Annotated in this window: 18 protein-coding genes; 9 read left to right on the top strand and 9 right to left on the bottom strand. The window is 65.9% G+C overall.

What is annotated here, in order from left to right:
- Window positions 1-37 precede the first annotated feature (37 nt).
- The 4 genes from lspA to murJ form a co-directional block, all read right to left on the bottom strand.
- Window positions 38-556: a signal peptidase II gene (lspA, locus tag FHY18_RS07780; RefSeq protein ID WP_259153249.1), complete on the bottom strand. Its 519-nt coding sequence runs from the start codon at window positions 554-556 to the stop codon at window positions 38-40.
- Between the two features lie 308 nt (window positions 557-864).
- Window positions 865-3696 (bottom strand): isoleucine--tRNA ligase, encoded by a 2832-nt coding sequence (ileS, locus tag FHY18_RS07775; protein ID WP_259153248.1) that lies wholly within the window; start codon window positions 3694-3696, stop codon window positions 865-867.
- Between the two features lie 6 nt (window positions 3697-3702).
- Entirely contained in the window at window positions 3703-4788 is a 1086-nt protein-coding gene (locus FHY18_RS07770; RefSeq protein ID WP_259153247.1) for a bifunctional riboflavin kinase/FAD synthetase, read from the bottom strand.
- A 272-nt stretch (window positions 4789-5060) separates the two neighbouring features.
- On the bottom strand, window positions 5061-6665 hold the full coding sequence (gene murJ / locus FHY18_RS07765) for a murein biosynthesis integral membrane protein MurJ (protein ID WP_259153969.1): 1605 nt from the start codon (window positions 6663-6665) through the stop codon (window positions 5061-5063).
- A gap of 116 nt (window positions 6666-6781) precedes the next feature.
- On the opposite strand from murJ, the gene rpsT reads away from it, so the two are divergent.
- Window positions 6782-7051 carry a 30S ribosomal protein S20 gene (rpsT, locus tag FHY18_RS07760; protein ID WP_002807888.1) on the top strand — a complete coding sequence of 90 codons (270 nt, stop codon included), beginning with the start codon at window positions 6782-6784 and terminating at the stop codon, window positions 7049-7051.
- Window positions 7052-7142: 91 nt separating this feature from the next.
- On the opposite strand, the gene obgE is transcribed toward rpsT, so the two are convergent.
- From obgE to rplU, 3 genes are all read right to left on the bottom strand, one after another.
- Complete coding sequence (gene obgE, locus FHY18_RS07755; RefSeq protein ID WP_259153246.1) at window positions 7143-8192, bottom strand: GTPase ObgE; 1050 nt, start codon at window positions 8190-8192, stop codon at window positions 7143-7145.
- Between the two features lie 232 nt (window positions 8193-8424).
- Window positions 8425-8685 carry a 50S ribosomal protein L27 gene (gene rpmA, locus FHY18_RS07750; protein WP_003484326.1) on the bottom strand — a complete coding sequence of 87 codons (261 nt, stop codon included), beginning with the start codon at window positions 8683-8685 and terminating at the stop codon, window positions 8425-8427.
- Between the two features lie 12 nt (window positions 8686-8697).
- Window positions 8698-9018 carry a 50S ribosomal protein L21 gene (rplU, locus tag FHY18_RS07745; RefSeq protein WP_005989959.1) on the bottom strand — a complete coding sequence of 107 codons (321 nt, stop codon included), beginning with the start codon at window positions 9016-9018 and terminating at the stop codon, window positions 8698-8700.
- Between the two features lie 292 nt (window positions 9019-9310).
- Here rplU and uvrA point away from each other — a divergent pair, with 292 nt between their 5' ends.
- The 6 genes from uvrA to FHY18_RS07715 all read left to right on the top strand — a co-directional run bounded on the left by uvrA (window position 9311) and on the right by FHY18_RS07715 (window position 17074).
- Window positions 9311-12277, top strand: coding sequence for an excinuclease ABC subunit UvrA (gene uvrA, locus FHY18_RS07740; RefSeq protein ID WP_259153225.1), 2967 nt, complete (start codon window positions 9311-9313; stop codon window positions 12275-12277).
- Entirely contained in the window at window positions 12277-12681 is a 405-nt protein-coding gene (locus FHY18_RS07735; protein WP_259153224.1) for a thioesterase family protein, read from the top strand. The genes uvrA and FHY18_RS07735 overlap by 1 nt, the downstream gene beginning before the upstream one ends.
- A gap of 228 nt (window positions 12682-12909) precedes the next feature.
- A complete protein-coding gene (locus FHY18_RS07730) occupies window positions 12910-13680 on the top strand; it encodes an enoyl-CoA hydratase/isomerase family protein (RefSeq protein ID WP_259153223.1) in 771 nt (256 codons plus the stop codon).
- A 72-nt stretch (window positions 13681-13752) separates the two neighbouring features.
- Window positions 13753-14658 carry an acyl-CoA thioesterase II gene (tesB, locus tag FHY18_RS07725; protein WP_259153222.1) on the top strand — a complete coding sequence of 302 codons (906 nt, stop codon included), beginning with the start codon at window positions 13753-13755 and terminating at the stop codon, window positions 14656-14658.
- A 230-nt stretch (window positions 14659-14888) separates the two neighbouring features.
- Window positions 14889-15392 (top strand): DUF2007 domain-containing protein, encoded by a 504-nt coding sequence (locus FHY18_RS07720; RefSeq protein WP_259153221.1) that lies wholly within the window; start codon window positions 14889-14891, stop codon window positions 15390-15392.
- 488 nt (window positions 15393-15880) lie between these two features.
- The gene (locus tag FHY18_RS07715; protein WP_259153220.1) at window positions 15881-17074 is read left to right on the top strand and encodes a sigma-70 family RNA polymerase sigma factor; all 1194 of its coding nucleotides are present in this window, start codon (window positions 15881-15883) and stop codon (window positions 17072-17074) included.
- A gap of 494 nt (window positions 17075-17568) precedes the next feature.
- On the opposite strand, the gene FHY18_RS07710 is transcribed toward FHY18_RS07715, so the two are convergent.
- On the bottom strand, window positions 17569-18168 hold the full coding sequence (locus tag FHY18_RS07710) for an EF-hand domain-containing protein (RefSeq protein WP_259153219.1): 600 nt from the start codon (window positions 18166-18168) through the stop codon (window positions 17569-17571).
- Between the two features lie 39 nt (window positions 18169-18207).
- Between FHY18_RS07710 and FHY18_RS07705 the strand changes: the two genes are divergently transcribed.
- Together FHY18_RS07705 and FHY18_RS07700 are read left to right on the top strand one after the other, a co-directional pair.
- Window positions 18208-19122: an arginyltransferase gene (locus FHY18_RS07705; protein ID WP_259153968.1), complete on the top strand. Its 915-nt coding sequence runs from the start codon at window positions 18208-18210 to the stop codon at window positions 19120-19122.
- A gap of 51 nt (window positions 19123-19173) precedes the next feature.
- Window positions 19174-20400 (top strand): endonuclease/exonuclease/phosphatase family protein, encoded by a 1227-nt coding sequence (locus tag FHY18_RS07700; protein ID WP_259153218.1) that lies wholly within the window; start codon window positions 19174-19176, stop codon window positions 20398-20400.
- A 252-nt stretch (window positions 20401-20652) separates the two neighbouring features.
- Here the strand turns inward: FHY18_RS07700 and purT are convergent, their stop codons facing one another.
- Window positions 20653-21855 carry a formate-dependent phosphoribosylglycinamide formyltransferase gene (purT, locus tag FHY18_RS07695; protein WP_259153217.1) on the bottom strand — a complete coding sequence of 401 codons (1203 nt, stop codon included), beginning with the start codon at window positions 21853-21855 and terminating at the stop codon, window positions 20653-20655.
- Between the last annotated feature and the right edge of the window lie 24 nt (window positions 21856-21879).

The raw sequence follows: 21879 nt of genomic DNA, 5'->3' as shown, positions 1-21879 counted from the left end.
GGGGTCGGACCGGGTGACGCGCGTCGGCACCGGGGCTTCAGGGGAGATTCCCGATTCCCGGCTCGTGTTTGCCGCCCTTGTCGAACAGCCCGAACACTGCAATCCCGATGGCACCGCCCACGATGGCCGAGTCCGCGATGTTGAATGACGGCCAGGTATGGCTGCCGATATACCACTGGATGAAATCGACCACGTGGCCGTGCATCAACCGGTCGATCACATTGCCGATCGCCCCGCCGATCACCAGCGCGTAGGGCAGCGCGCTGCGCCACTGCCCACGCGCGGTGCGCGACAGCCAGAACGCCAGCAGGCCACTGATGCCCACCGCCAGCGCGGTGAAGAACCACAGCTGCCATCCGCCGGCATCGCTCAGGAAGCTGAAGGCTGCACCGGTGTTATAGGTGCGGTACCAGTTCCAGAAGCCGTCGATGACCGGCACCGGGGTGTATTCGGGCAGGCTGGACAACACCCAGGCCTTGCTCCACTGGTCCAGCCCGACCACGAGTGCGGACAGCAGCAACCAGATCAGGGCGGAGGGTTTGGGGCGTTGACTCATGTCGGAAGGTCGCAGTTGGTGGTGACTTCTCCGACGCCGGAGAAGATGCCTGGATGGCGTTGAGGATGACGGTGGCAGAACGAAAGCCGGAAGACAGGCGCGCAAGGATGGCATGGACCTCGGAGCCAGCCGCCCCGCCCCGCCTTGCCGCATGCGCCACGCTTCAGCAAGCTGGGAAATGCGATGCTGGCGCAGTCACCCTGCCGCAGCGCCTGCGAACGAGGTCGCACGCAGGCGCAAGCCGGGCCCATACGGGTTCTGGATCACGCGTGGCAGGATCGGCCCGCCATGCGCATCGTGCAAACCCATCAGAACCAGCGACGATCCTCGCCGGGGCCTTCGATATTGCTGACGCAGCGGCTGCACAGCTCCGGGTGGCGCGCATCGCTGCCCACGCTGGCCTGGTGGTGCCAGCAGCGCACGCACTTGGCCTTGGTGGTCGGTTGCGCGCTGACGAAGATGTCGTCGGTGCTGGCCGCGGTCACGGTGACATCGCCGCTGATGAACAGTAAACGCAACTCCTCGGCCAGCGGCTGCCAGCGCGCCGCGGTCTGCGCATCGGCGGCAACCGTGATCTCCGCTTCCAGCGCCGCGCCGATCGCACCATTGGCACGCATCGGCTCCAGCACCTTGGCCACCTGCTCGCGCAGCGCCAGCAACTTGTCGACATCCGCGCTGGTCAATGCGGCATCGGCAGGCAGCGGCGCCAGGCCGTCGTACCAGTTGGCGAACAACACGTTGCCGACATGCTCGCCCGGCAGATACGCCCATAGCTCTTCGGCGGTAAAGCTCAGCACCGGCGCGATCCAGCGCACGAAGGCTTCGGCCACGTGATACATCGCGCTCTGCGCCGAACGGCGGCCGCGTGCATCCTCGGCCATCGTGTACAGGCGGTCCTTGGTCACGTCCAGATACAGCGAGCCCAGGTCCACGCTGCAGAAATTCAGCAGCGCCTGCACGATCTCGGCAAAGTCGTAGCGCGCGTAGGCGGCGACGATCTTTTCCTGCAGCTCGTGCGCGCGATGCACGATCCAGCGGTCCAGCAGCACCATGTCGTCCAGCGCCACCAGATGCTGCAACGGGTCGAAGCCATGCAGATTGCCGAGCAAAAAGCGCGCGGTATTGCGCAGGCGGCGATACGCATCGGCATTGCGCTTGAGGATCTCCTGCGACAGCGACATCTCGTTGCTGTAGTCGCTTGACGCGATCCACAGGCGCAGGATGTCCGCGCCCAGGGTCTTCATGATCTCCTGCGGCTCGATGCCGTTGCCGGAAGACTTGGACATCTTGCGGCCGTGCTCGTCCACGGTGAACCCGTGGGTGAGGCACTGCTTGTACGGCGCCGCCTTGTCCATTGCCACGCCGCTCAGCAGCGAGGACTGGAACCAGCCGCGATGCTGATCCGAGCCTTCCAGGTACAGGTCGGCCGGCTTGGGCAGGCCGCGGTCCACCAGCACCGCTTCATGGGTCACGCCGGAGTCGAACCACACATCCAGGATGTCGGTGATCTTGTCGTAGTGGGCCGCTTCGTCGCCCAGCAGTTCGGCCGCGTCCAGCGTGTACCACACGTCCACGCCACCCTGCTCCACCCGGTCGGCGACCTGGCGCAGCAACTCGGTGCTGCGCGGATGCGGCTCGCCGGTTTCGCGGTGCACGAACAGCGCGATCGGCACGCCCCAGGTGCGCTGGCGCGAGATGGTCCAGTCCGGGCGGCCGTCGACCATGCCGGCGATTCGCGCCTGGCCCCAGGCCGGGTACCAGGTCACCTGCTCGATGGCCTTGAGCGCATCGGCGCGCAGGTTGGCCTGCTCCATCGAGATGAACCACTGCGGCGTGGCACGGAACGCGATTGGTGTCTTGTGGCGCCAGCAATGCGGATAGCTGTGCTCCATCTTGCTGGCCGCCAGCAACGCACCGGTGCCGCCCAGCGCCTCGATGATGACGTCGTTGGCCTTCCAGATATGCAGCCCGGCCAGCACGGTGTCGCCCAGCGGCGGTGTGGAGGGCAGGTACACGCCACGCCCGTCCACCGGGTTGATCTGCGCAGCGCCGTAACGCTCGAGCAGGCCGTACTGCTTGGAGACCTGGTAGTCCTCCTGGCCATGGCCCGGTGCGGTGTGCACCGCGCCGGTACCGTCCTCGGCCGACACGTGGTCGCCCAGCAGCAGCGGGATCTCGCGCTCGGCATAGAACGGGTGGTTCAGCAGCATCTGGTCCAGCACGGCGCCCTTGGCATGGCCATGCACCGCCACTTCGTCCACGCCGTAGCGCGCCAGCACCCTGGCCGCGAGGGCCTCAGCCACCACCAGCCAGCGCGGCTGGCCGCGGTCGGCCGGGCCTTCGACCAGCACGTAATCGAGCTCCGCACCCAGGCTCACCGCCAGCGACGCCGGCAGCGTCCACGGCGTGGTGGTCCAGATCGGCACCGCCACGCTGGTGCCTGCCGGCAGGCTGGCACCGAATGCGGCAGCCACCGCCGCCGGATCGCGCGCCGGATAGGCCACATCCACGGTCGGCGAGACCTTGTCGGCGTATTCGATCTCGGCCTCGGCCAGCGCAGAGCCGCAATCGAAGCACCAATGCACCGGCTTGACGCCGCGCGTCAGGTGGCCGTTGTCCACCACCTTGGCCAGCGCGCGGATTTCATTGGCTTCGAAGCGGAAATCCAGCGTCTTGTACGGGTTATCCCAATCGCCGACCACGCCCAGGCGCTTGAAATCGCGCCGCTGCAGATCGATCTGCTCGGTCGCGTATTCGCGGCACTTCTGGCGGAACTCGGCAGCGTCCAGCTTGACGCCGACCTTGCCGTACTTCTTTTCGATCGCGATTTCGATCGGCAGGCCATGGCAATCCCAGCCCGGGATGTACGGCGCATCGAAGCCAGCCAGATACTTCGACTTGACGATGATGTCCTTGAGGATCTTGTTGACCGCGTGACCCAGATGGATCTGGCCATTGGCATACGGCGGGCCATCGTGCAGCACGAACAGCGGGCGCCCCGCCGCGTTGGCACGCAGTTGCGCATACAGCCCATCGCGCTCCCAGCGGTCCAGCATCGCCGGCTCACGCTTGGGCAGGTCGCCGCGCATCGGAAATTCCGTCGCAGGCAGATGGAGAGTGGCTTTGTAGTCTTGGGTCACAGGAATCTACCGTTGCGCTGCGTAAGGAGATGTACGGGGATGTTGCGAAGCGGTGGCATCGACGGCGTCTGCATCTGCCAAATGGCGCGAAGCGTTGTCACGCTGCCCCTCAACGGGAAGACCGACGGAACGAGCAACGCCCGCATCGGCAGGCAGGCGCGAGGGGCTCGCCTTGAGCACGGCGCGGGCCTGCTCGGCGTCGCGATGCATCTGCGCGGTCAACGCGTCCAGCCCATCGAACTTTTCTTCATCGCGCAGCTTGGCGACGAATTCGACCTCGATATGCCGGCCATACAGATCGCCCTGGAAATCGAACAGGTGCGCTTCCAGCAATGGCTCCACGCCGGCCACGGTGGGCCGGGTACCGAAGCTGGACACCGATGGCCACGGCCGCTCGGCCACGCCATGCACCCAGGTCGCGTAGATGCCCGACAACGCGGGAGTGCGCGGGAAACGCAGATTGGCGGTGGGATAGCCCAGCGTGCGCCCCAGTTGCTTGCCGCGCACCACCCGCCCACCGATGGCATACGGGCGGCCGAGCAGTTCCCCGGCATGCACGAATTCCCCGGCGCCCAGCAGCTCGCGAATCCGCGTGGCGGAAATCCGCTCGCCGTGCAGGTGCACCGGCGTGATTTCGCCAGCCGCAAATCCATGCTGTTCACCCAACGCACGCAGCAAGCCGATATCGCCGCCACGCCGATGGCCGAAACGAAATTCCGGGCCGATCCACACCTCTTTGGCGCATAGCCGGCCGACCAGCGCCAGCCGTACGAAGTCTTCGGCACTCATTGCCGACAAGCGGCCGTCGAAACGGATCAGGCCCACGCTGTCGGCACCGAAGTCGTACAGGCCTTCGATCTTGGCGCGCGCCAGGGTCAAGCGCGGCGGCGGCGCGGCCGGCGCAAAAAATTCGCGCGGCAACGGCTCGAAGCTCAACGCCACCGCCGGCACGCCCAGTGCGCGCGCGCGCGCGATGGCGTGCTGCACCAGCGTCCGATGCCCCAGGTGCAGGCCATCGAAAGCGCCGATGCAGACCACGCTTCCGTGCGGGAACAGCGTCCCGCCCTCGACGTCTCTAAACAGCCTGCTCATTCCTCGATCCAAACAGATGCCGGCCTGGTGGCCGACCCTCGCTGATACATAACTTGTAAGTATAGCCGTGCCTGTCAAGCCGCATGGGCGCGCCCGGCGCGCGCAGCACCACCCACGCGCGTGGCCTGGGCAGGCAGCGACTGGTATCCGCTCCCCGGCCGTAACGTCGGCCAGGGCCGCCGCGGACCTTCCACGCCTGTGCGGCCGCGCTGATTGCAGACACCCCGGCGGAGCTCGCCAGGGGCCGCTGCAATGTTCGGAACCAGGGCGGCTCAGCTCTCCCGCAGATGCCGCGGCCGCAACCCCAACGCCAGTTGGGCGACCACGTAGGTCAGCCCGCCGCTGCCGACCAGCACCGCCAACCATCCGATGCGATGCCATTTATCCATCACGGTGAACGATGGCAGCCACCACAACACGCCCAACAGCACCGTTACCATGGCCGCGCACGCCAGCAACAGGCGTACCGCATAGCCGCCCCAGCCCGGCCGCCGCTGGTAGACGCCGGACTTGCCGAGCCAGTACCACAGCAACCCGAGATTGAGATAACTCGACAGCGCGCTCGCAATGCCAAGCGCCAGATGCAGACCCGGCTGCTTGCCCAGCGCCTGCATCACACCCTGGGCCTTGAGCTCGGGCGGCACCATGATCTGGTAGACCACTGCCAGCAACGCGAAGTTGAACACCATGTTGGCCACCAGCGCCGCCACGCCGGCGCGTACCGGAGTACGGGTGTCCTGGCGCGCGTAGAACGCCGGCAGCAGCACCTTGAGCATGGCGTAGGCCGGCAGGCCGAAGCTCAGCCCGTAGACCGACATCGCGGTCATGCGCGTATCGAAGGCAGTGAACTGGCGGTACTGGAACAAGGTGGCCACCAGCGGCTCGGCCAGCAGCAGCAAGCCGAGCATCGCCGGCATCGCGATCAGCAGCGTGGTACGAAAGCCCCAGTCCAGCGCGCCGGAGAACGCGTTGCGGTCGGTCTTGACGTGATGGCGCGCCAGCGCCGGCAGGATCACCGTGCCCAGCGCCACCCCGAACACGCCCAGCGGCAATTCCAGGAAGCGGTCGGCCAGCGACAGCCACGACTGTGAGCCATCGGTCAGCCTGGCCGCGATGATGGTGTCCAGCAGCAGGTTGATCTGCGCGATCGATGAGCCGAACAGGGTCGGCACCATCAGGGTCAGCACCTTGCGCACGCCCGGATGTTGCCAGCCCCAGCGCGGCAGGGTCAGCAGGTCGATGCCTTTCAGCGAAGGCAGCTGGAACAGCAACTGCAGCATGCCTGCCGCCAGCACCGCCCAGCCCAGCGCCAGGATCTGTTTTTCCGGAGTGCCGCCCAGCTTCGGCGCCAGCCACACGGCGCCGGCGATCATGCACAGGTTGAGGATCACCGGGGTCAGCGCCGGCATGGCGAACTTCTGGAAACTGTTCAGCGCCCCGCCGGCCAGCGCGGTCAGCGAGACGAACAGCAGGAACGGGAAGGTCAGACGGAACAGATCCACCAGCAGGCCATGCTTGGCCGGATCCGTATCTACCCCACTGGAGAACAGCGTGGCCAGCGACGGCGCGAAGATCAGCGCCAGCGCGGTGACAAGCAGCAGCACTCCGCCCAGCGTGCCTGCCACCCGTGCCATCAACTCGCGCAGGTCCGCATGCGGGCGGGTTTCCTTGATCTCGGTGAACACCGGCACGAACGCGGTGGCGAAGGACCCTTCGGCAAATAGCCGGCGCAGGAAATTGGGGACCCGGAATGCCACCCAAAACGCATCGGTCACTGCATTGGTGCCGAAGGTGGTGGTGATGACCTGGTCGCGAACCAGTCCCAGCACCCGCGACACCATGGTCATACTGCTGAATGAGAGCAGGCCTCTCAACATGCCAGGCTTGCTCACGCTGCATCCCTCTTGACAACTGACTTGACGTACATATCTGGGTCCATCATACTTTCCCGCTTGCTTTTTCCACTACACCGATTCTTCAGGAAACCACCACCGTGGCCAATATCAAGTCCGCCAAGAAGCGCGCCAAGCAGACCGTTGTGCGCAATGAGCGCAACACCGGACAGCGCTCGATGCTGCGCACCGCCGTCAAGAAGGTGATCAAGGCCCTTGACGCCAACGATGCCGCAGGCGCCGAAGCTGCTTTCGCCGTTGCTCAGCCCATCCTCGACCGTTTCAGCGCCCGTGGCCTGATTCACAAGAACAAGGCTGCGCGCCACAAGAGCCGTCTGACCGCTCGCATCAAGGCCATCAAGGCCGCGTAAGCGATCAGCCGCGCCGTTACCGGAAGCCTGGCTTCCGGTAACACAGAAAAACCCGGCCTCGGCCGGGTTTTTTGTGTGCCTGTACGTGCACTCAGCCCGCATTGCGCGCCTCGAGCTCGTCCTCGCGCTGGCGATCGAAGAACGCCATGACATCCTTCATGATCGGGAACGTGCCATCGCGCCCCAGCGCTGACACCAGATACCACGGCGCGGTCCAGCCCAGCTCGGCCACGATGGTTTCGGCGGCGGCACGCGCTTCGTCCTCGAACATCAGGTCGGCCTTGTTGAGGACCAGCCAGCGCGGCTTCTTCAGCAACTCGGCATCGTGACGTTCCAGCTCGCGCTCGATGGTGCGCACCTGATCCACCGGTGAGGCGTCCACGCCCCCATCCATCGGCGAAATATCCACAAGATGCAGCAGCAGCCGGGTGCGCTGCAGATGGCGTAGGAACTGCGTGCCCAGGCCGGCACCATCGGCGGCCCCCTCGATCAGGCCCGGCACGTCCGCGATCACGAAGCTGCGATAGGCCTCGACACTGACCACGCCCAGATTCGGGTACAGCGTGGTGAACGGATAGTCGGCCACCTTCGGCGTCGCCGAGGACACCGCGCGGATCAGCGTGCTCTTGCCGGCATTGGGGAAACCCAGCAGGCCGACGTCGGCCAGCAGCTTGAGCTCGAGCTTGAGCAGACGCTCCTCACCCTCTTCGCCGGTGGTGGACTGGCGCGGCGCGCGATTGACCGAGCTCTTGAAATGCATGTTGCCCAGACCGCCCTTGCCGCCCTTGGCCACCAGCAGTCGATCGCCATGCTGGGTCAGGTCGCCGATCACTTCGTCGGTCTGCACATTGATGACCACGGTGCCGACCGGCACCACGATGACGCGATCTTCGCCCCCCTTGCCATAGGCCTGACGGCCCATGCCGTTCTCGCCGCGCTGCGCCTTGAAGGTGCGCTCATGACGAAAATCGACCAGGGTGTTGACGTTCTCGTCCGAGACGATCCAGACGCTGCCGCCGGCACCGCCATCGCCACCGTCGGGACCACCAAGTGGAATGAACTTCTCGCGGCGAAAGCCGACACAGCCATTGCCGCCATTACCGGCGGTCACCAGGATTTCTGCTTCGTCGACTAACTTCATGAGATTTGGGATTCGTAATTTGGGATTGGTAACACCACCGCAGGACGCCGCTTGGCGAACGCGGAGATAACAGGAAGCTACGGTATCGGGACGATCGAAATCCGCCGTTGCGAATCCTCAATCCCGAATCCCTACTCCCGGCCGTCAAACGAAAAACCCCGCAAAAGCGGGGCTTTCCGTCTCGTCCGCCGGGCAGCGATGCCTGACGAACTGGCCTGCATGGAGCGGGCGATTACGCCTCGGCAACCACGCTGACGGTACGACGCTTCTTCGGACCCTTGGTGGAGAACTCCACCTTGCCGTCGACCAACGCAAACAGCGTGTGGTCACGACCCAGGCCGACGCCGGCGCCCGGGTGGAACTGGGTGCCGCGCTGACGCACGATGATGTTGCCGGCGTCGATGGCCTGGCCACCGAAAATCTTCACGCCGAGGTACTTCGGGTTGGAATCGCGACCGTTGCGCGAGGAACCTACGCCCTTTTTATGTGCCATGACTGGTTCTCCTTACTTCTTGTCGCCACCGGCGATGCCGGTGATCTCGATTTCGGTGTAGTACTGACGGTGTCCCTGACGCTTCATGTGGTGCTTGCGGCGACGGAACTTGATGATGCGCACCTTGTCGGCGCGGCCATGGGCCACGACCTTGGCGGTGACCGAGGCGCCCTTCAGCGCATCGCCCAGCTTGATTCCATCGCTATCGCCCAGCATCAGGATGGTGTCGAACTTGATCTCGTTGCCTGCTTCGACTTCGAGCTTTTCCACGCGGAGCGTTTCGCCCTGCGCGACGCGGTATTGCTTACCGCCGGTTACCAGAACTGCGTACATGACCAGGTGTTCCTCTGTAGTTATTATGGTCGCCTGACTTGCCCATGGGGCAGACAGGAGCGGGATTGTACTGGCCTAGCGGGTTTCGGGTCAACCCGCAAGCAGGTTCGCAGCCGCGCACCCGAATCGGACGGGTGGAACGCATCATCCGGCCGCCACAACGGCCCCGGCAGACTGGCATTTGGGGCAATTGCCCTCACCTAGGTCGGCGGGTAGGCTGATCGACTGCCACTCATTCCTGCTGAGCACGCTCGCACCACTGCCGGTTCGCCGGCCCGACATCGGATCCCCCATGGCGATGGATTTCATCCGCATCCGCGGCGCGCGGACGCACAACCTCAAGAACATCGACCTCGACCTGCCTCGCGACAAACTGATCGTGATCACCGGCCTGTCCGGCTCGGGCAAGTCGTCGTTGGCGTTCGACACCATTTATGCGGAGGGCCAGCGCCGCTACGTCGAGTCGCTGTCGGCGTATGCGCGCCAGTTCCTCAGCGTGATGGAAAAGCCGGACCTGGACCATATCGAAGGCCTGTCCCCGGCAATTTCGATCGAACAGAAATCCACCTCGCACAACCCGCGTTCCACGGTCGGCACGATCACCGAGATCTACGACTACCTGCGCCTGCTGTACGCGCGCGTCGGCCAGCCGCGCTGCCCGGATCACGGCTTCCCGCTGGAAGCGCAGACGGTCAGCCAGATGGTCGACCACATGCTCACCCAGGACCAGGAGCAGCGCTACATGCTGCTGGCGCCGGTGATCCGCGAGCGCAAGGGCGAGCATGCGCAGGTGTTCGAGCAGCTGCGCGCGCAGGGTTTCGTGCGCGTGCGCGTGGATGGCGAGCTGTACGAAATCGACGCGGTGCCGCCGCTGGCGCTGCGCCAGAAGCACACCATCGAGGCGGTGATCGACCGCTTCCGTCCGCGCGAGGACATCAAGCAACGGCTGGCGGAAAGCTTCGAAACCGCACTCAAGCTCGGCGAAGGCATGGTGGCAGTGCAGTCGTTGGACGACCCGGCCGCAGCCCCGCACCTGTTTTCGTCCAAGTACAGCTGCCCGGTGTGCGATTACTCGCTGCCGGAGCTGGAGCCGCGACTGTTTTCGTTCAACGCACCGGTGGGCGCCTGCCCCAGTTGCGATGGCCTGGGCGTGGCCGAGTTCTTCGATCCGGATCGCGTCGTGGTGCATCCGGAGCTGTCGCTGTCGGCCGGCGCGGTGCGCGGCTGGGACCGGCGCAACGCCTATTACTTCCAGCTGATCGCCTCGCTGGCCAAGCACTACAAGTTCGACGTGGATGCGGTGTGGAACTCGCTGCCGGCCAAGGTGCGCCAGGCGGTGCTGTTCGGCAGCGGCGATGAGGTGATCAGCTTCACCTACTTCACCGATGCGGGCGGGCGCACCACGCGCAAGCACCGCTTCGAAGGCATCCTGCCGAACCTGGAACGCCGTTACCGCGAGACCGAATCGCCGGCCGTGCGCGAAGAGCTGACCAAGTACGTCAGCCAGCAGCCCTGCCCTGCCTGCAATGGCACACGTTTGAATCGTGCTGCGCGCAACGTGTTTGTGGCAGATCGTCCGCTGCCGGAGCTGGTGGTGTTGCCGGTCAATGAAGCGCTGAGCTTTTTCCGGGGCCTGTCGCTGCCGGGTTGGCGCGGCGAGATCGCCAGCAAGATCGTCAAGGAAATCGCCGAGCGCCTGGGCTTTTTGGTCGACGTGGGCCTGGATTACCTCACTCTGGAACGCAAGGCCGACACCTTGTCCGGCGGCGAGGCGCAGCGCATCCGACTGGCCAGCCAGATCGGCGCCGGCCTGGTCGGGGTGATGTATGTGCTGGATGAGCCGTCGATCGGCCTGCATCAGCGCGACAACGAGCGCCTGCTGGGCACGCTGACGCGGTTGCGCGACCTCGGCAACACGGTGATCGTGGTCGAACATGACGAAGACGCCATCCGTCTGGCCGACCATGTGCTGGACATCGGCCCCGGCGCGGGCGTGCACGGTGGCGAAATCTGCGCGCAAGGCACGCTGCAGGACATCCTGGACTCGCCACGTTCGCTGACCGGGCAATACCTGTCCGGCAAGCGCCGCATCGAGATTCCCAAGCAGCGCCACAAGCCCAACCCGAAGATGATGCTGCATCTGCGCGGGGCCACCGGCAACAACCTCAAGAATGTCGACCTGGAGATTCCGGCCGGCCTGCTGACCTGCATCACCGGTGTGTCCGGTTCGGGCAAGTCGACCTTGATCAACGACACGCTGTTTTCGCTGGCAGCCAACGAGATCAACGGCGCCTCGCATCCGGTGGCGGCGCATCGGGAGATCGAAAATCTCGATCTGTTCGACAAGGTGGTCGATATCGACCAGTCGCCGATCGGACGCACGCCGCGCTCGAACCCGGCGACGTATACCGGCATGTTCACTCCGCTGCGCGAGCTGTTCGCACAGGTGCCCGAGTCGCGCGCGCGCGGCTATTCGCCGGGCCGTTTCAGCTTCAACGTACGCGGCGGCCGCTGCGAGGCCTGCCAGGGCGACGGCATGATCAAGGTGGAGATGCATTTCCTGCCCGACGTCTATGTGCCGTGCGATGTCTGCCATGGCAAACGCTATAACCGCGAGACACTGGAGATCCGTTACAAGGGCTTCAACATCAGCGACGTGTTGCAGATGACCGTCGAAGATGCGCTGCGCCTGTTCGAGCCGGTACCGTCGATCGCGCGCAAGCTGGAAACGCTGGTCGATGTCGGCCTGAGCTACATCAAGCTGGGCCAGAGCGCGACCACGCTGTCCGGCGGTGAGGCGCAGCGCGTCAAGCTGTCCAAGGAACTGTCGCGTCGCGATACCGGACGCACCCTGTACATCCTCGACGAGCCGACCACCGGCCTGCACTTCCACGACATCGAAGCGCTGCTCGGCGTGCTGCACAAGCTGCGCGACGAGGGCAACACGGTGGTGGTGATCGAACACAATCTGGACGTGATCAAGACCGCCGACTGGATCGTGGACCTGGGCCCGGAGGGCGGCCATCGTGGCGGCACCATCCTGGTGTCCGGCACACCGGAAGAGGTGGCCGCGCACGAGGCATCCTACACCGGGCAGTTCCTGGCCAAGATGCTGCCGTCGGTCAAGGCGCGCGAGACCCGCCCGGCCGCGATGGCCAACAAGCCGGATGCGCGCCCGCCGCGCAAGGTCAAACCGGAGAAGGTGACCAAGGTCGCCAAGTCCGCCACCAAGAAGACTGCAAAGAAGAAGGCAAGCTGATGAGCGAACACAAGATCCTGGCACGCATCCCGATCAGCGTGCGCTGGCGCGACATGGACAGCATGGGCCACGTCAACAACGCCAAATACATCTCGTACCTGGAAGAAGCGCGCGTGCGCTGGATGCTGGGCGTGCAAGGCGTGTCGATGACCGACCGTATCGCGCCAGTGGTCGCCGCCACCAACGTCAATTACAAACGCCCGCTGGTGTGGCCCAACGACATCACGGTGGAGTTGTTCGTCGAGCGCCTGGGCAGCAGCAGCATCACCATCGGCCACCGCATCGTCGACCAGAAGGACGAGGGCGTGCTGTATTCGGACGGCAATGTGGTGGTGGTGTGGATCGATACGCAGACCGGCAAGAGCGCGGCGCTGCCGGATGCGGTACGCGCAGCGAGCAGCTGATCGCGCTCAGCACGGACGCGGTTGAATGACGCATGGCGGCTTCTTGATGGAGCCGCCGTTTTTATTTGCGCATTTCCCGCCCCTGGTGAAACAGCCGGCTCGGCATATGCGCTTGATGTGCGATGTGCCTGCACGCCAAAACGCAGCACCGGACCAGCAGCGCGCCTGCATGTACGCGCTGCATGCAGCGACGGCCGTCTATCATGACCCGACTTTCAGGAGCCCCGCATGAGCATCCAAATCCTCGACCACGGCCGTCTTCGCGAACTCCGCCTGGCGCGCCCGCCGGTCAATGCGCTGGATACCGCACTCTGCCAGGCACTGACTTCCGCCGTGCAGCAGCTGGGAAGCGATGTCGACGGCGTGGTGCTGTCGGGTAGCGAACGCATTTTTTCCGGTGGCATGGATGTGCCGCACCTGCTGTCGCATGGCACCGACCGCGCTGCGCTGCTGGCCAGCTGGACGGCCTTCTTCGAGGCAGCGCAGGCATTGGCCCATTGCCCGGTGCCGGTGGTGGCGGCGATCGGCGGCCATGCGCCGGCCGGCGGTTGCGTGCTGGCGCTGTGCTGCGACTACCGGGTGATGGCGCGCAGCGCCGATACCGCAAGGCCGTACACGATCGGCCTGAATGAAGTGCAGGTGGGGTTGGCGGCGCCGGAAGGCATCCAGCGGCTGCTGCGCCGCGTGGTCGGGGCGCATCGCGCCGAACGCCTGCTGATTTCCGGGCAATTGCTGCCGGCCGAACAGGCCGCCCAGATCGGCCTGGTGGACGAGCTGGTGGACGGCGAGCTGGTCACCGCACGCGCGGTGGCGTGGCTGCAGGAGCTGCAACAACTGCCACGGCAGCCGATGCTGGCCACGCGCGCGGTGGCCAGGGCGGATCTGCGCGCTGCACTGGCGCCGGAGCTGATCCAGCTGGAGCGCTTTGTCGATGGCTGGTACGCACCCGATGCCCAGGCCGCGCTGCGCGGCCTGGCCGCACGGCTACAGAAGGCCTGAGCCCGGCCCCCGCACGGTGGCTGGCAGGCGGCCCGCTATAATCGTGGTCCGTCGCACGCCCAGGCCAGCCTCTTGTCCGCCACCGCCGAACCCGTCGTCTCCGAACTGATCAGCCTGCTGTCGCTGGAGCGCCTGGAAGACAACCTGTTTCGCGGCCAGAGCCGCGACATCGGCACCAAGTACGTGTTCGGCGGGCAGGTGCTGGGCCAGGCGCTGTCGGCCGCGCAGGCCACGGTGGAAAACGGCCGCCAGGCGCATTCGCTGCACGCCTATTTTTTGCGTGCAGGCAATATCGACCACCCGATCGTCTACGACGTCGACCGCACCCGCGATGGCGGCAGTTTCTCGGTGCGGCGGGTCACCGCGATCCAGCACGGCAAGGTGATCTTTTTCTGCGCGGCCTCGTTCCAGGAACACGAAGACGGCGCCGAGCATCAGTCGGCGATGCCGGTGGTGCCGCCGCCGGAAGACATCGAACCGGCCGCGCCGCTGGCGCCGGAGGTGCTGGCAAAGCTGCCGGCGAAGGTGCAGCGCTGGCTCTCGCGCGGTGGGCCGTTCGAATTTCGCCATGTGTTTCCGCGCGACGAGCTCAAGCCACCCAAGCGCCCACCGTTCCAGCAGATGTGGCTGCGCCTGAACGACCCGATCGGCGACGATGTCGGCCTGCACCAGGTGCTGCTGGCCTACGCTTCGGATTTCCAGTTGCTGGGCACCTCGACCTTTCCGCACGGCATCAGCTACTACACGCCGAATGTGCAGATGGCCTCGCTCGACCATGCACTCTGGTTCCACCGCCCCTTCCGTACCGACGACTGGCTGCTGTACTCGCTGGACAGCCCCACCGCGCAGGGCGCGCGCGGCCTGGCACGCGGGCAGTTCTTCACCCGCGATGGCGTGCTGGTCGCCAGCACCACGCAGGAAGGCCTGATCCGCGTGGTGCCCGACGGCAGCGCGATTGCCGTGCCGGCCAAGGGCTAGGCGCAGATGCGTGGCGCGCTTGTGGCGCGGACTCATTCATCGCCAGCGCAGAAGCTGGGCGCGCTGGCGGTTCACCACCCGGCATGCGAGTGGCCACGACCATGCGCGGGTGTGTTCGCCGGCGCGCGTGCGGCCAGCTAGCGACAGCGATCAGCGGCATCCTTCTTTCATCTTGAACCGGCGCAGCACTGGCGCCATCTGTTCCGGACCCAACGGCGGTTTTCACCAGCATGCGCAAGATCTTCAGCAGTCAACGTATCGAAACCGCCGAGGGCGTGGCCAATCTGTTGCGCAACGCCGGCATCGACGTGCGCATGAGTAATGGCCGCTCGTATGAGAGCAAGCGCACCGGCCAGTTCAGCTACCTGGAGCAAGGCAACGCGCAGGCCTATCCCACGGTGTGGATCGTGCACGCCGACGACCAGCCGCGCGCGCGCGACCTGCTGCGCGAAGCACGCCTGCTCGATACCACCCGCCGCGATCTGCCGAACGTGGAATACACCTTCCGCGAAGGCGAAAACGGCTCCAGCACCACCGCACGCAGCTGGGCATGGCGCATCCGTCTGATGCTGTTGCTGGTGATTGGCGCGGTCGCCATGGTGGTGGTGATGCGCCATCGCAGCGCTCCGGCGCCGGTCGCGCCGGCCACCCAGCCCGCCCCACGATCGACCCCGGACGCGACACCGCCGGCGGACGAGGAAGAAATGCGGGTGCGGATCCAGCCGGCGCGCTGAGCGCCGCTGATGCTGCGTGGGTCGGCTCGGGCCGGCATGGGCGTACCCACTCGCTCGCTGCCCACCATGGCTACAAGCACTTCCCCACTGCGCCGCTACCTGGGGTGCAGGTCGATCAGTGGATCGACACCGACGGTGGGTTCGGCGCGGACGGCAGCCATCATGCGCCGTCGATGCGGCTCAGACCCGGTCGCGGTCGGCAGTCGCTCGACCTTTATCGCTTGCGGTCGCCGGTACCGATCGTGTCATGCCGCTACTGCCGGGACCGGGTGACCCACCTGGCGACACCAACAATGCGTTCGCTGCGGACCGTGTCCTCATGCGTTGAAGAGCCGGGCCAGCCCCGGTCGATGGAGCATCGGCTCGGCTGCGCCCGTGCATGATCGTTGACCGGCGTCTCGAAGGCCGCATCCGCCCACCACCACATCGTATCGGTCACATCCACCGTGCCCATGCGTCATGCTGGGAACAGGACGGGGATTGCGCCAATGAATGCCGACACACTGGATCTGATGTTGCAACGCGAACTGCCCAGTGCCGCGGCCGGCTGTCAGCAGGCATACGGCCGCATCGTCGGTGCCTGCCAGAACACCGTCACCGCGATTGCACTTGCGATCACCCGCGATATCGCCGCCAGCGAGGACATCGCCCAGGAAGCGTTTTTGCGCGCCTGGCAGCGGCTGGCGCAACTGCATCAGCCCGCCAGCTTCCTGCCGTGGCTGCGCCAGATCACCCGCAATCTGGCACGCGACTGGCTACGCGCCAATCGCCATCGCGCACTCAGCGGCGAGGCGGCGGATCTGGCGATCGCCATGGCCGCCGACCCTGCGCCCTCGCCCGCCGACCGCCTGCTGAAGGCGGAGGAAGAGATCGCCGCGCTCGACATCATGTCCGCATTGCCCGAAGAAAGCCGCGAAACCCTGCTGCTGTATTACCGCGAAAGCCAGAGCTCGCAGCAGGTGGCCTCGCTGCTCGGTCTGAGCGATGCGGCGGTTCGCAAGCGCCTGTCGCGTGCGCGCGCCAGCGTGCGCGACGAGTTGCTGCGCAGGTTCGGCGAAGTCGCACGCAGCAGTGCCCCCAGTGTCGCGTTTGCCACGGCAGTGACCTCGGCGACGATGCTGGCGGCACCCGGCACCGCCAGCGCGGCCATCGCCTTGGGCAGTCTCGGGGGCGCAGGTAAACTCGGCGCCGGTGGATTGACCGGCGCGGCACTCGGCAGTGGTGGCGCAGCAGGCGCGGCGAGTGTCTGGTTGGGCGCGCCGGCGCTATTGGCCGCAGGCAGCGTGCTGATCGCCGCGCTGGCCACCTACTGGTCGGGCCACTACCTGTTGCGCTTTGCGCAATCGCCCAGCGAGGCGGCAGCCGTGCGACGTTTTATACGTGCAATCACACTGGTCTCCGTGCTGGTCTGCAGCGCCACGCTGATGCTGAGATGGGTCGAAGTCAGCCCATGGGCGTCGCTGCTGGCGCTATGCGCAGGCCTGCTGGTGGTCAACTATCAGTCCCTCATGGTGCTGCCGCGGGTGATGCACCCGATGCTGGAGCGCGATGCACGTCGGCGTGGGGCCACCCGGGCACCGCTGCTCTACCGCTGCATGTTCAGCCCTGGCGCAGTGATCGTCAGCAACGTCGCGGTGGTGCTGCCGATCCTGCGTCACTACATCAAGCTGGGGATGCTATGAGGTACTCCAACACAGGGATCGATCCGCATGCCAGGGGCCCGCACGTGGCAGATCGGCCGGATGCGCGTAGCGCGTTTGTCACCAACATGCGCGAGGTGTGCCACCTGCGCGTGCCGGCAGCATTCTACGTGGCGCTTGTCTGGCTTGTTGAGGCGATCTCGGTCATCGGATGATGTCGATTGACCAACGTGGCGCCCGCAAGTTGCCGCACCCTTGCCGCTGCAGAAGGCGCGATCGAGGTTCCGCCCCAGGTCGACCAACGGCGCTTGGAGGTGGCCATTAGTCAGCGATGAGGCGGTTGCCGTAACTAGAGGCGGTAAACACTCCCCGTACCTGGCAGATCCGACAACGTGCGCACAAAAAACGGCCTCCTGCTTTTGCGGGAGGCCGTCTGTCGATCGGCGCCTTGTTACCTGTTGCGGATGAGCCACCGCCATGACGGCGGCATCATCCGAGCACTGCATTGTTCAACCCGTTGCACTGCACCTACATACTCAGTTGCCTGCGGCAGGCTTGGCCGGCATCGGACGCTTGCCATGGTCGCCATGCTCACCGTGCCCACCTGGGCCACGCGGGCCGTGCTCGCCGCGCAGCTTCGATGCGGCATCGAACTCGGCCTTGCTCAGCTTTCCGTCCTTGTCGGTGTCGGCCTTGGCAAACCAGGCATCGCGATGCTGCTGCATGCGCAGCTCACGGTCGGCACGATCGACAAAGCCGTCCTTGTTGAGGTCCATCTGATCGAAGCGCGCGGCAAACTTCGGATCGGCCTTGGCTTCCTCGCGGCTGATGCGGCCGTCCTTGTTGGTGTCGAATCTGGCCATCCAGTCACCACGTCCGTCGCGACCCGGGCCGCGATGACGCGGGCGCTCATCGCGCGAGAGCTTGCCGTCCTTGTTGGCGTCCAGCGTATCGAACTGCGCGGCCAGCTTGGGGGCGGCGGCCGCTTCGCTACGATCGATGACGCCATCGTTATTGCTGTCGAGCTTGCCAGGACGCGGCGCATCGCCGGCAACAGGCACAGTGGCGGCGAACACGACGCCGGTGGACAGTGCAGCCAGCACGGCCAGGGCGAGGAAAGGTTTGCGAGACGTCATGGGAAACTCCTGATTGTGGGAACCACACGCGGCACCTGCATGGGCCGCATCGCGTGGGTGGCGCATCCGGACAGGCCGTGCGCTGCCACCAACACCCACATCAACGAGCCATCGGCGCGCACGTTGACGCGCGCACCTGGCGTATTCATCCGGCGGACAGTCGCCGCTGTTGCGACGCACAGGCGCTATCCTGCGCGCATGGCCATTCACGCCGACACCCACGACGACCTGCGCCTGTTCCAGACCGGTGAGCATGCCTGCAGCTACTGGCCCGAGCGTCGTGCGCGCGATCTGGTGCTGGACCCGCATGACCCGCGCCTTGGCACGATCTATCCGCAGGCATTGGCATGGGGATTCCGTCGCTCCGGCGATCTGGTGTACCGGCCGCATTGCGAGCGCTGCCGCGCATGCGTGCCGGTGCGCATTGCGGTGGATGCGTTTCGGCCCGATCGCAGTCAACGCCGCTGCCTTGCGCGCAACCAGGATCTGGTCGTGCGCGTGGTCGCGGCCCAGCGCACCGACGAGCAACTGGCCCTGTACCGCCATTACCTTAAATCCCGCCACCCCGGTGGCGGCATGGACGAGCACGGCGGCAGCGAATTCGATCAGTTCCTGATCGGCGGCTGGTCGCATGGGCGGTTTCTGGAAATCCGCGAACCGTCCGTGGCGCATGCCCCGGGACGACTGCTCGCCGTCGCGGTCACCGATGTGACCGAGCATGCGCTGTCGGCGGTGTACACGTTCTACGCGCCGGAGGCGGCCGCGCGCAGCCTGGGCACCTTCGCGATCCTGCAGCAGATTCAATGGGCGCAGCGCGAGCGACGCGCGCACGTGTATCTGGGCTATTGGATCGATGGCCACGCCAAGATGAACTACAAGCGTCGCTTCAACGCACTGGAGGCCTACGACGGCCGTCAGTGGCGCGGGCTGCCGCCGGCCGCATCGGCACCGTGAATCGCAGCGCGCGACATCGGCCTGTCGCATCCGGCATGCGAGAATCGGGCGATGATCAGACCTCTTCTGTTGCTTGCATTGACCGCGCTTTGCGCCGCCTGTACCCATCGCACGCCTGCATCGGCCGCCACCTCCGATAGCGCGGGCGGCGCTGTGCCGACCCAGCTGCGCATCGCCACCTACAACACCTCGCTGTACTCCGACGAGGCCGGCGGCCTGGTGCGCGAACTGCAGGGCGACAGCGCGCATGCACGCAAGATCGCCGCCGTGCTGCAGCGCGTGCGCCCTGATCTGGTGCTGCTCAACGAATTCGATTTCGATCCCGACCACCGCGCTGCCGATCTGTTCCAGCAACGCTATCTGCAGGTCGCCCAGCCGGGCGGCGGAGACGCGTTGCGCTACCCATATCGGTATCTGGCACCGGTCAATACCGGCGTGCCGAGCGGCCTGGACCTGGACAACAACGGCAGTGTCGGTGGCGACGGCCGCACCCGCGGCAACGATGCCTGGGGCTATGGGCTGCATCCCGGCCAGTACGGCATGCTGGTGCTGTCGCGGTATCCGATCGATGCGCAGGCCGTGCGCAGTTTTCAATTGCTCAAATGGAGCGCGTTGCCGGGTGCGCTGCGGCCGCTGGATCCGGGGACCGGGCGTTCGTTCTACAGCGACGCGATCTGGTCGCAGCTGCGCCTGTCGTCAAAATCGCATTGGGATGTGCCGGTGCGCACGCCGCTCGGTGTCGTGCATGCGCTGGTTTCGCACCCGACGCCGCCGGTGTTCGATGGCGCGGAAAAACGCAATGCCGCCCGCAACCACGACGAGCTCGCGCTGTGGCGTGCATATCTGGACAACGCGGCCGACAGCAAGCGCTGGTTGTGCGATGACAAGGGAATCTGCGGCGGCCTGGCGGCCGATGCGCACTTTGTGATCCTTGGCGATCTGAACAACGACCCGATCGATGGTGCCGGCCGCCACGAAGCGATCAGCGCATTGATCCATCACCCGCGCGTGCTGCAGTACCCCACCCCACGTAGCGACGGCGGCCCGGAAAAGACTGCCGAATACGCCGCGCAAGGCATCGTGCACATCGGCGACCCGCACCAGGTCACCGGCGACTTCGGCCCGCAGGCCGGCACCATGCGCCTGGACTACGTGCTGCCATCGCACCGGTTCACCCTGATCGGCAGCGGCATCTTCTGGCCGGCCAGCACCGCTCCGGAAGCGGCGATTGCCGATGGCAGCGACCATCATGCGGTGTGGGTGGATGTCGGCTTGTAGCCGGGATTAGCGGGTGGGGGGCAAAGTCGCGTCGTTGGAACCGGTCTTACTTCCCGAGCCGGCATGACGGGGAGAGCGAACGCACGCACGGCGCGAATCGGCCCCGTCGCGAACTGACGCCCGCCGCACGTCGACGCGTGATCGCTCGCACGCTTGCCTTCAATGGTGATGGCAAGCGTGTCGACACATACCGCAGCTGGCTTTCCGAAAGAAGTGCAACACCGGGCGGACCTCTTTCAAGCAGGCCGCTGCTCAGCCTTGCAACTGGATCGTCAGCGCCGCAGCAGCCACACGCGCTTTCTCGCGTGCCGCATCGATACTCTCTGCGCGCGCCAGGGTGACGCCGACACGGCGGTGGCCGTCCACGCGCGGTTTGCCGAACAGGCGCAGGGCGGTGTCCGGGTCGCGCAGTGCAGCGGCCACGTTGCCGAACACCGGCACGCCATTGCCGTGCGCGAGTAGCGCACAGGACGCCGACGGGCCGCTCTGACGGATCACGCCACCGTTCTCGGCACCGACCGGCAAGCCGAGAATGGCGCGGGCGTGCAGCGCGAATTCGCTCAGGTCCTGCGACATCAGCGTCACCAGGCCGGTGTCGTGCGGGCGCGGCGAGACTTCGCTGAACCACACTTCGTCGCCCTTGACGAACAACTCCACCCCGAACAGTCCCCAGCCACCCAGATCGTCGGTAATGGCTTTCGCAATCTCCTGCGAACGTTGCAAGGCGGCGGCCGACATCGGCTGCGGCTGCCAGCTTTCGCGATAGTCGCCGTCCTGCTGCCAATGCCCGATCGGGTCGCAATACGAGGTTCCGCCGGCATGCCGCACGGTCAGCAAGGTGATCTCGTAATCGAAATCGATGAAGCCCTCGACGATGCAGCGGCCGGCACCGGCACGTCCGCCGGTCTGCGCGTAGTCCCAGGCCGCATCGATGTCGGCCTCGCTGCGCAACGTGCTCTGGCCCTTGCCGGAGGACGACATCACCGGCTTGACCACGCACGGCAGGCCCACCGCGGCGATCGCATCGCGGTACTCGGCAGCGGTGTCGACAAACCGGTACGGCGAGGTCGGCAGGCCCAGGGTTTCGGCAGCCAGGCGACGGATGCCTTCGCGGTCCATGGTCAGGCGTGCGGCGCGCGCGGTGGGAATCACGCGCTGGCCCTGATCGCGCTCCAGCGCCACCAGCGTTTCGGTATGGATGGCTTCGATCTCTGGCACGATCAAATGCGGCTGCTCGGCGGCGATCAGCGCGCGCAGCGCGGCGGGATCGAGCATGTCCAGCACGTGCGAGCGATGTGCCACCTGCATCGCCGGTGCATTGGCGTAGCGATCGGCGGCGATCACTTCCACGCCGAAGCGCTGCAGCTCGATCGCCACTTCCTTGCCCAGTTCGCCCGACCCCAGCAGCAACACCCGGGTGGCGGAGGGCGATAACGGCGTGCCGAGAGTAGTCATGAGCGCGGGTCCAGATCGGAAGGG

This window comes from Xanthomonas sp. 3793, assembly GCF_024806835.1.
Classification (GTDB): Bacteria; Pseudomonadota; Gammaproteobacteria; order Xanthomonadales; family Xanthomonadaceae; genus Xanthomonas; species Xanthomonas arboricola_F.
Note: the sequence above shows the minus strand (reverse complement) of the source record. Positions and strands in the feature narration are given on the sequence as shown.

Coding starts and splice junctions, on each gene's coding strand:
- lspA (WP_259153249.1), bottom strand. CDS start 556: ATGAGTCAACGCCCCAAACCCTCCGCCCTGATCTGGTTGCTGCTGTCC.
- FHY18_RS07770 (WP_259153247.1), bottom strand. CDS start 4,788: ATGAGCAGGCTGTTTAGAGACGTCGAGGGCGGGACGCTGTTCCCGCAC.
- murJ (WP_259153969.1), bottom strand. CDS start 6,665: ATGTTGAGAGGCCTGCTCTCATTCAGCAGTATGACCATGGTGTCGCGG.
- obgE (WP_259153246.1), bottom strand. CDS start 8,192: ATGAAGTTAGTCGACGAAGCAGAAATCCTGGTGACCGCCGGTAATGGC.
- rpmA (WP_003484326.1), bottom strand. CDS start 8,685: ATGGCACATAAAAAGGGCGTAGGTTCCTCGCGCAACGGTCGCGATTCC.
- rplU (WP_005989959.1), bottom strand. CDS start 9,018: ATGTACGCAGTTCTGGTAACCGGCGGTAAGCAATACCGCGTCGCGCAG.
- uvrA (WP_259153225.1), top strand. CDS start 9,311: ATGGCGATGGATTTCATCCGCATCCGCGGCGCGCGGACGCACAACCTC.
- FHY18_RS07735 (WP_259153224.1), top strand. CDS start 12,277: ATGAGCGAACACAAGATCCTGGCACGCATCCCGATCAGCGTGCGCTGG.
- FHY18_RS07730 (WP_259153223.1), top strand. CDS start 12,910: ATGAGCATCCAAATCCTCGACCACGGCCGTCTTCGCGAACTCCGCCTG.
- FHY18_RS07720 (WP_259153221.1), top strand. CDS start 14,889: ATGCGCAAGATCTTCAGCAGTCAACGTATCGAAACCGCCGAGGGCGTG.
- FHY18_RS07715 (WP_259153220.1), top strand. CDS start 15,881: ATGAATGCCGACACACTGGATCTGATGTTGCAACGCGAACTGCCCAGT.
- FHY18_RS07710 (WP_259153219.1), bottom strand. CDS start 18,168: ATGACGTCTCGCAAACCTTTCCTCGCCCTGGCCGTGCTGGCTGCACTG.
- FHY18_RS07705 (WP_259153968.1), top strand. CDS start 18,208: ATGGGCCGCATCGCGTGGGTGGCGCATCCGGACAGGCCGTGCGCTGCC.
- FHY18_RS07700 (WP_259153218.1), top strand. CDS start 19,174: ATGATCAGACCTCTTCTGTTGCTTGCATTGACCGCGCTTTGCGCCGCC.
- purT (WP_259153217.1), bottom strand. CDS start 21,855: ATGACTACTCTCGGCACGCCGTTATCGCCCTCCGCCACCCGGGTGTTG.